Origin of the sequence: uncultured Thiodictyon sp. (assembly GCF_903828115.1) — a bacterium.
In the GTDB taxonomy this organism is placed as follows: Bacteria; Pseudomonadota; Gammaproteobacteria; order Chromatiales; family Chromatiaceae; genus Thiodictyon.
Genome location: NZ_CAIKKU010000409.1, coordinates 20,746 through 29,373 on the forward strand (window position 1 = coordinate 20,746; position 8,628 = coordinate 29,373).

An 8,628-nucleotide genomic window follows, 5' to 3' on the forward strand; every position below is an offset into this window, starting at 1 on the left:
AATATTAACACGAGTGTCTCGCCGAGGCGGGTCAGCCACAAGCTGTCGCTTACCTTGCGGACAAGACCATGAGGGCCCAACAGTCCCCCGCGACGCCCGCACCGGGGGCCAAGACTCGGCCGACCTCCGATCAGGTAGCCCGAACGCGGATAGCTTGTGGGTCGGCCAGCACTGTACCGAGCAGGTGATCTGCATGCCCAAGGTCAAAATAGCGAATCTCCGCCGACTTTCGCATGCCGGCTCGACCCAAGACTTTATGTACCATTCGCTCCTATCTCGCCACCCTCCACGAACAGGGGCGAATCCCTTCCACGCCTTTACCCCGACCTTCCAGGGTGTACCGCCTCAGCCCCGTTTCGCGTAATCCGGGGACTAAGTCTAATTGGGGGCACCTGAGTAATGATCGCCTGTGCTGCTTGACCAAGGAGTCAACCCATGAGTATTAAAAATCAACAACCTACCGATCCGTACCTGCGAGGCGTGTCTGCTGCACTGCTGCGCGCCTCCGAGGCTGCGCGTCGTCTGGCACAGCAGACAGGTACCCCGTTCATTGTACGGCAACCCGAGGCCGTGTCCGCTGAGCCGCCACCGCCACACCACCCGCCCGCCCGGCCTTCCGAGTCCTGAGGTCATGACCTGGTGTCAGCGGATCCGGGGGGTAGCCAGCCAGAGGTAACCCATGTCCAAGCAAATACAGATCGCTGTACCCGATTTCGTCGACCTTGACGCCGCCGAAATGCGCTTGCTGCTGGCCGTAGCACTCTATGACCAAGGCCGACTCTCGCTTGGTCAAGGCGCCGAAATGGCGGGCCTGTCCAAACGGGCCTTCATGGAGTCGCTAGGCGGCTGCGGGGCCTCAGTGTTCAATCACTCACCTGAGGATCTCGCGCGGGACCTTGCGAATGCCTGACATCCTGACGAATACCAGCCCGTTGATCGCGATGGAAGCCGTGGCGATCAGCTTGGCCGAGAAGGGTGGGTTAAGGCGATGGGGCTTGGAACTTCAGCGAATCCATCTGTCCGGATTGTGATATGCAACCTCTACCCCTGAACTTCCCGCAAGACTGTCTGCCGGAGCGGCGGCTGCTCAGTCAATTGCTGCCGTTCGCGGGTGCGGGCGGCAGTGGCGCTCAGTCGGTGAGCTATCGCACCTATGCCGATTCGCTGAACCCCCCGATCCTGCACCGCAAAGAGCTCATGCTGCCGGCGGATCATCCGCGGCGGACCGAGTACGAGGCCCTCACCTGTGCGGCGCAGGCCGTTGGCCTCTTCGATGAGCCGCGGCGGATCGGGTACCGGCGGCAGTGGTTGGCCCTGGTACGGGAGCAGGGCTATCGCATCGAGGGTCACGCCCTGGTGCCGCTCGGCAACGATGAGACGAACCTGACTTCGGTCGATGACCCGACGCCAGTGCATGCCGCTTGGCAGGCTTCCCGCCAATTGACCGCGCTGGTGCGTTACGGATTTTCGGCGCCGGTCCAGTCCCTGGCGCGCTATGGTCTTCTGGATGGGCGTTATCGGTTCTTCGACTATGGCTGTGGCCGCGGGGACGATGTGCGGGGTCTGACGGAGAATGGTCTCACGGCCGCCGGTTGGGACCCCTACCATGCGCCTGATAACCCGATTCGCGCGGCGGACATCGTCAATCTCGGCTTCGTCATCGAGCAGTTGTTTCAGATCGCGGAAACTTTGAATCGGTGGACCATCGCGGGATTCGATCTGGTGCGGTCGCGCACGCCGCCGGACCTTGATGACGCCTGTGGCCGCTTCCTTACCTTTCGTCAACTCATCGCCTGCGGCGAGACTCAGGCACAGACCGGTCTCGCCAATCTGCCAATCCAGCCGGAGAGCTACAACGCGGTTCTTGAACTGGCTGAGCAAGTCCTGGACCCGGTCATCGACTATTTCGGCATGATCCGTCTCACTTATGGCTTCTGTTCACCGCAACTCGCCAAGCAGATCCCCGGCCGTATCGATCCGAAGCTCGACCAACATGCCGCCCATGAACGCAACCGACTGGGTCAGCCTATCTGCGGGCGCCTTGGTGCCGCGGTGGATTTCCTCGTCGAAGACGAAAACATGCTGGAGGTAGCCCAGTGGGTCGCCGCCAACACACCCTTCGATCGGCTGTATGTTTACGGCGAGGATCTGCCGATCCATGTCAGCTACGGTCCGAACCATGATAGGCAGATTGTACGGATGACTCCGGGGAGAAGCGGTCGTTTAGTGCCGCGAGTGGTATTGCGGGAGGATCTTCTTGGGTGATGATACGGTACGTTGAGACGCGGTGATTGGCCCAGAGCCTTCAATGATTTGTCTTTTTGTGTCTTTGTGCGGGCAATTGCCGGATCTGGGATGATAATCCCGGCCGTCACGGTTACCGCGAGGTCGCTGGTCCGCGCAGCGGACCCTACGGGCGGGGGCCTTGGCCATAGCTCCGGCCACACGCCCTGGCGGTAACCCGTCGCGGCCTGGGGGCCGCTCCTACGGCGTCGGAGCGGCCCCCAAGCCGCGACGGATGTCACCCACGAGGTGGCCGCCCCGGCGGCTTGTCCATGATCCCCGGCGGGGTTAGGATCCGCCTCGATCATCCGGCACGCCAATCACTGGCTTGCGATTTTTCTTGGAGGGCTTTATGCCGGCTATCAGCATGTTCTACGGCATCATCATCCGGATGCTGTTCATGGATACCAAGCAGCACAACCGCCCGCACATCCATGTGGAATATCAGGGGATGCAGGCGGTCTTTGCGATCCCGGAGGGCGAGCGGTTGGAAGGCGATCTACCGCCAAAAAAGGTGCGTCAGGTCCAGGTCTGGATCGACCTGCATGAGGAGGAATTGATGGCCAACTGGTCCCTGGCCGTGCGCGGCGAGCCGGTCTTCCCGATCGACCCCTTGCGTTGATGAGGTCCGCCATGTTTCCTGATGTGATTGCTGTGATCCCCGAGCCGGGCCACTCGTTGCGCCTGACCTTCGCGAACGGCGAATGCCGCCGCTTCGACATGACCCCCTATCTCGGCTATCCGGTCTTCCAACGTCTGCGCAACCCCGGGTTTTTCGGCCTGGCACGGGTGGACTACGGCACCGTGACCTGGCCTGGCGAGATCGATATCGCCCCTGAGACGCTCTATGCCGAGGGGGTGCCGGAATAACCGTGAAAGGATCGTCCAACGTCGGTTTCTCTCTTTCCTCAATGGCTGAAGCCTTGGACTCCGGTCCGGGGCGGTCGACGATCATCAAGGCCGTCGCGGCGCACCGCGCCTGATACATGCGTGACATGGTCCAGTGGCTTCGCGACAGTCAATATCACCATGAAAGGGAGCACCAGCCTCCCGGTACGGTAAGGGGTGTTCGGTCGCCTTACCACGGCGCAAGTTTTTGGATCGGCTGATTACGCTGATCCGGCAGCCGGTCCGGAAGCTGACTGGTCGCGAGGTCGCTGGTCCACACAGCGGACCCTACGGGCGCGGAGCCAGGCCGCAAGGGTCCGTGGTGCGGACCGATCGCCGCTCAGTTGGGCTCTCTGTTGCGCCCTTCTTAGGGCGGTTGCTTGGTGCTTGCGCGTCGGAAAACAAAAAAACCGCCCGAAGGCGGCTTTTTCGCCCTAAGCCAGTCGCGAAGCCGCGTGCGACAAAGGGTGGATCAGTGACCACTATGGAGCGCTGACCGGCGGAACGCAACCAGCGTTCCACTGCCATTAAGTTAGGCTGCACTCGCTGACCGCGTTCCCTGCGCCAGGAGTCCAAGGCTTCAGCCTTGGCGCGCTCCAAGGCTGAAGCCTTGGACTCCAGGCGCTTGGGCGGCGGCGCCTGACTTAATGGCAGTGAACCAGCACTCCGCCGGGCATCTGGGAGCGCCCCACCCCAGTGCGGCGCGATCTCGCGAGCGACCGCGGCCTTGCGTGTTGCGGATAGGCCGCGCCGCACTGGGGTGCGGCGCTCCCAGGGGCCGGACTGATGATCAAGGCCCTTCCTGGGGGGCGTGCTGTGCGAGCCAGCTGTCCAGCGCATTGGCGAAGGCCTGCCGGTCGCGCGGACCCAAGGGCGCCGGACCCCCGGTATCGATACCGCTGCCGCGTAGCGTATCCATAAAGTCGCGCATGGTGAGGCGCTCGCGTATGTTGTCCGGGGTGTAGCGCTCGCCGCGGGGGTTGAGTGCATGGCCACCCTTGGCGATGACCTCGGCGGCCAGGGGGATGTCGGCGGTGATGACCAGATCGCCGGGGGCGAGCAGGCGCACGATCTCGTTGTCGGCCACATCGAAGCCGGGGGCGACGTGGATGCTGCGGATGAGTCGCGAGGGGGGCGTGGCGATGGGCTGGTTGGCGACCAGGGTCAGTGGGAGGCCGACCCGTTCCGCGGCGCGGAACAGGATGTCCTTGATCACCTTGGGGCAGGCGTCGGCGTCGACCCAGATCTGCATGACGGCGGCGCTGCCCGGGCCCCCCCGTGGGGCCCGGCCGTTGCGGCGGCGGCTACTCGTCTTCCGCGGTGGCTGGTGCGATCACGGCCGCCGACGCGAGGGGGCCGGCATCGACATCCAGTGCGTCCAGGTCCGCGGGCTGCGTGACCGTGCCCTTGACGGGCGGCAATTCGTCGCGGTGTGACTCGTGGACCAGGATCAGTCCGCCGAGCGGGGGCAGGGCGATGGGGATGGAGTGGGGGCGGCCCATCCAGCTCACGTCCTCGGAGCGGACCCCGCCCTGGTTGCCGACGTTGCTGCCGCCGTAGAACTCGGCGTCGGAGTTGAGCGCCTCGCGCCAGAAGCCGGCCTTGGGGACGCCGATGCGGTAGTTGTTGCGCGGGACCGGGGTGAAGTTGAAGACGGCGACGACCAGGCGCCCGCCGGCCTTGTCCTTGCGGACATAGCTCAAGACGGACTGGGAGGAGTCGTGACAGTCGATCCACTCGAACCCGGACCCCTCGAAGTCCACCTCGTGCAGCGCCGGCTGTTCGCGATAGAGCCGGTTCAGATCCGAGACGATCTGCTTGATGCCCTGGTGCTGGGGGCGCTCCAGCAGTTCCCAGTCCAGGGCCTCGTTGAAGTCCCATTCCTGGCCCTGGCCGAATTCGCACCCCTGGAACAGGAGCTTCTTGCCGGGGTAGCTGAACATGAAGGTATAGAGCAGGCGCAGGCTCGCGAAGCGCTGCCAGGGGTCCCCGGGCATCTTGTCCAGCATGGACTTCTTGCCGTGCACCACCTCGTCGTGGGAGAAGGGCAGGACGAAGTTTTCGGTGAAGGCGTAGAGCAGGCCGAAGGTCAGCAGGTCATGGTGGTAGTGGCGGTAGATGGGGTCCTTCTCCATGTAGGAGAGGGTGTCGTGCATCCAGCCCATGTTCCACTTCATGCTGAAGCCCAGGCCCCCCAGGTAGGTCGGGCGCGAGACGGCCGGCCAGGCGGTGGATTCCTCGGCGATCATCATGCTGCCCGGGTGTTGTTCATGGGTGACCATGTTCAATTGGCGGATGAAGTCCACGGCGTCCAGGTTCTCGTTGCCGCCGTATTTGTTGGGGATCCACTCGCCGGCCTTGCGCGAATAGTCCAGATACAGCATGGAGGCGACGGCGTCCACGCGCAGCCCGTCGATGTGGAACTCGGAGAGCCAGTACAGGGCGCTGGAGAGCAGGAAGTTCTTCACCTCGTTGCGGCCGAAGTTGAAGATCAGGGTGCCCCAGTCCTTGTGCTCACCCAGGCGCGGGTCCGCGTGCTCATAGAGGGCGGAGCCGTCGAAGCGTGCCAGGGCATAGGCGTCCTTCGGGAAATGGGCGGGGACCCAGTCGAGCAGCACGCCGATGCCCGCCTGGTGCAGGTGATCGATGAAGAAGCGGAAATCCTCCGGGCTGCCGTGGCGGCTGGTGGGCGCGAAATAGCCGGTGCACTGGTAGCCCCAGGAGGCGTCGAGCGGGTGCTCGGTGATGGGCAGCAGTTCGACATGGGTGAAGCCCAGTTCCACGGCATAGGCCGCCAGTTGCACCGCCAACTCCCGGTAATTCATGAAGTCGCCGGCGGCGTCGCGCTGCCAGGAGCCTAGGTGGACCTCGTAGGTGGAGAAGGGCCGGCGCTGCCAGTCCAACTCCGCGCGCGCCTTCATCCAGTCGTCGTCACCCCAGTCGTAGGTGCTCGGGGCCGTGATCAGCCCGGCGGTCTCGGGGCGCTCCTGGAAGGCATTGGCGTAGGGGTCGATCTTGACATGGGCATTGCCCACGCGGTCGCGCAGTTCGTACTTGTAGTAGCCGCCCGCCCCGATACCGGGGATGAAGAGTTCCCAGACCCCGGTGGCACCGCGCACCCGCATGGCGTGGGCGCGGCCGTCCCAGCGGTTGAAGTCGCCCACCACGCTCACCCGGTCGGCGTTCGGCGCCCAGACGGCGAACTGGACGCCGCTGATCCCATCCACTTCCTTCAGGTGCGAGCCCAGGAAGCGGAAGGCGTCCCAGTGCTTGCCCTCGCCGAACAGGTGCAGGTCGAAGTCGCGCAACTGGGGCGGGAAGCAGTAGGGGTCGTAGGCGGTGCCGCGGTTGCCCGCCTTGTCCTCCCAGGCGAGGCGATAGCGCTCCGGGACCAGCGTCGCCTCACCCTCCCAGGTGAAGAGATCGGTCCCCTCGGTGCGGATCATCTGCGCCTTCGCCTCCAGGATCTCGACCCGCTCCGCCGCGGGCAGGAAGGCGCGCACCGTCACCCGGCTGCCGGTGACGTGCCGCCCCAGGACCTCGAAGGGGTCATGGTGACGGGCCTCGACGATACGTGCGAGCGGCTCGGGCAACTTGGGGGCGGTGCTGGTGGGGGCGGCCATAGGGGTTCTGTTCTCCGGGAGGGCTTGTTATGTGCGGCGGGGGCGGCCTGCGGCGTACCGCGCGGCCCCTGCGCCAGTGGTGATCCGGTGATCGCGGGTCCCGCGCCCCGGGGACCGGTCGTGCGTCGGCGGGGGGCCGCCGGGCGGCCGGCGCGGACGACCGGTGTGTCGCTCCGGGATGCCGCGCGGACGCGGGTCGGGACCGGCGCCCCGGGGGTGGGCATTCGCAACGTGTGAGAGGGCGCGCCACCGATCGGTTAGGGGTTCCGTGATCCCGCCAGATGGTACCATAAGCCCACCGGCGGGCACTCCAGAACGCCAAACGCCGGACCAAAACCACCAAGAGGAGGATCCATGCCGGCATCGAACCCGCGGTTCGTCAGCCGCCTGACCCGCAACACCCTGGCCCTGATCCTGGCCGGCGGTCGCGGCGCGCGACTCAAACACCTGACCGCCTGGCGCTCCAAGCCCGCGGTCCCCTTCGGCGGCAAGTTCCGCATCGTGGACTTTCCGCTGTCCAACTGCATCAATTCGGGCATCCGCCAGGTCGGCGTGCTCACCCAGTACAAGGCCCATTCGCTGATCCTGCACATTCAGAAGGGTTGGGGCTTCCTGCGCGGCGAGTTCGGCGAGTTCGTCGAACTGTGGCCCGCCCAGCAGCGGGTGGTGGAAACCGCCTGGTACGCGGGGACGGCCGATGCGGTGTTCCAGAACCTGGATATCATCCGCAACCACAACCCGGACTATATCCTGATCCTGGCCGGTGACCACATCTACAAGATGGACTACGGGACCATGATCGCCCACCACGTCGAGACCGGCGCCGACATGACGGTCGGCTGTATCGAGGTGGAGAAGGAGCGCGCCGGGGAGTTCGGCGTCATGACCGCGGATGCCGACGGCCGGGTGCGCGGCTTCGAGGAGAAGCCCAAGGACCCGGTGACCATCCCCGACCGCCCGGACCACTGCCTGGCCTCCATGGGGATCTATGTCTTCAACCGCGGCTTCCTCTTCGAGCAGCTCATCAAGGATGCGGACACCCGCGAATCTTCCCATGATTTCGGCAAGGACATCATCCCCTCCGTCATCGACCGCTATCGCGTCATGGCCCACCCCTTCCGCGATCCGCGCAGCGGCGAGCAGGCCTATTGGCGCGACGTGGGCACCCTGGACGCCTTCTGGGAGGCCAATCTGGAGCTGATCGGCGTCACCCCGCCGCTGAATCTCTATGACGAGCAATGGCCTATCTGGACCTACCAGGAGCAGCTCCCGCCCGCCAAGTTCGTCTTCGACGACGAGGACCGGCGCGGCATGGCGGTGGACTCCATGGTCTCCGGGGGCTGCGTCATCTCCGGGTCCAAGGTGCGGCACTCGCTGCTGTTCTCCAACGTCCGGGTGAACTCCTATGCCACGGTCGAGGACTCGGTGATCCTGCCGGACGTGACCATCGGGCGCAGTTGCCGCATCCGCAACGCCATCATCGATCGCAATTGTCAGATCGCCGAGGGCAGCGTGATCGGCTTCGATAAGGCGGCGGACCGGCACGCGGGTTACTACGTCACCGAGCAGGGCGTCACGCTGGTGGCGCCGGAGATGCTGGGGCAGGGTATCAACTTCATCCGTTGAGTGTGCATGCGCGGGTCTGGGGTGCAAGGCTTGCGCCTTGGGCCCCGCCGCGTCGGACCGGTCCCGTGGCGCAGTTCCCGGTAACACGCCCGCCGGTTCGCGAGCCGGGGTGCGATCAGAACTGATGTGGTGACCGAGATCCCGGGTACGTTGTCGTTGTCGTTGTCGTTGTCGTTGTCGTAATCGAATAATCCGACCACGATTACGA

9 protein-coding genes are annotated in these 8,628 nt (G+C 64.9%); 6 read left to right on the forward strand and 3 right to left on the reverse strand.

What is annotated here, in order from left to right; all coding sequences use genetic code 11:
- Positions 1–679: 679 nt before the first annotated feature.
- The 5 genes from QZY48_RS15135 to QZY48_RS15155 all read left to right on the forward strand — a co-directional run bounded on the left by QZY48_RS15135 (position 680) and on the right by QZY48_RS15155 (position 3,153).
- Positions 680–910: a UPF0175 family protein gene (locus QZY48_RS15135; protein WP_295432212.1), complete on the forward strand. Its 231-nt coding sequence runs from the start codon at positions 680–682 to the stop codon at positions 908–910.
- Positions 903–1,031, forward strand: a complete 129-nt coding sequence (locus tag QZY48_RS15140; protein WP_295432214.1) for a hypothetical protein — start codon at positions 903–905, stop codon at positions 1,029–1,031. The genes QZY48_RS15135 and QZY48_RS15140 overlap by 8 nt, the downstream gene beginning before the upstream one ends.
- A gap of 1 nt (position 1,032) precedes the next feature.
- Complete coding sequence (locus tag QZY48_RS15145; protein ID WP_295432217.1) at positions 1,033–2,265, forward strand: hypothetical protein; 1,233 nt, start codon at positions 1,033–1,035, stop codon at positions 2,263–2,265.
- A 370-nt stretch (positions 2,266–2,635) separates the two neighbouring features.
- The gene (locus QZY48_RS15150) at positions 2,636–2,905 is read left to right on the forward strand and encodes a DUF4160 domain-containing protein (protein ID WP_295432219.1); all 270 of its coding nucleotides are present in this window, start codon (positions 2,636–2,638) and stop codon (positions 2,903–2,905) included.
- 11 nt (positions 2,906–2,916) lie between these two features.
- On the forward strand, positions 2,917–3,153 hold the full coding sequence (locus QZY48_RS15155) for a DUF2442 domain-containing protein (protein ID WP_295432222.1): 237 nt from the start codon (positions 2,917–2,919) through the stop codon (positions 3,151–3,153).
- Between the two features lie 808 nt (positions 3,154–3,961).
- On the opposite strand, the gene QZY48_RS15160 is transcribed toward QZY48_RS15155, so the two are convergent.
- Positions 3,962–4,423 carry a YaiI/YqxD family protein gene (locus QZY48_RS15160; protein WP_295432225.1) on the reverse strand — a complete coding sequence of 154 codons (462 nt, stop codon included), beginning with the start codon at positions 4,421–4,423 and terminating at the stop codon, positions 3,962–3,964.
- Positions 4,424–4,475: 52 nt separating this feature from the next.
- Entirely contained in the window at positions 4,476–6,794 is a 2,319-nt protein-coding gene (glgB, locus tag QZY48_RS15165; protein WP_295432228.1) for a 1,4-alpha-glucan branching protein GlgB, read from the reverse strand.
- 354 nt (positions 6,795–7,148) lie between these two features.
- Here glgB and glgC point away from each other — a divergent pair, with 354 nt between their 5' ends.
- Positions 7,149–8,420: a glucose-1-phosphate adenylyltransferase gene (gene glgC / locus QZY48_RS15170; RefSeq protein WP_295432232.1), complete on the forward strand. Its 1,272-nt coding sequence runs from the start codon at positions 7,149–7,151 to the stop codon at positions 8,418–8,420.
- Here the strand turns inward: glgC and QZY48_RS15175 are convergent.
- The coding region (locus QZY48_RS15175; protein ID WP_295432235.1) for a hypothetical protein at positions 8,348–8,628 on the reverse strand (281 nt) is incomplete at its 5' end. The genes glgC and QZY48_RS15175 overlap by 73 nt on opposite strands.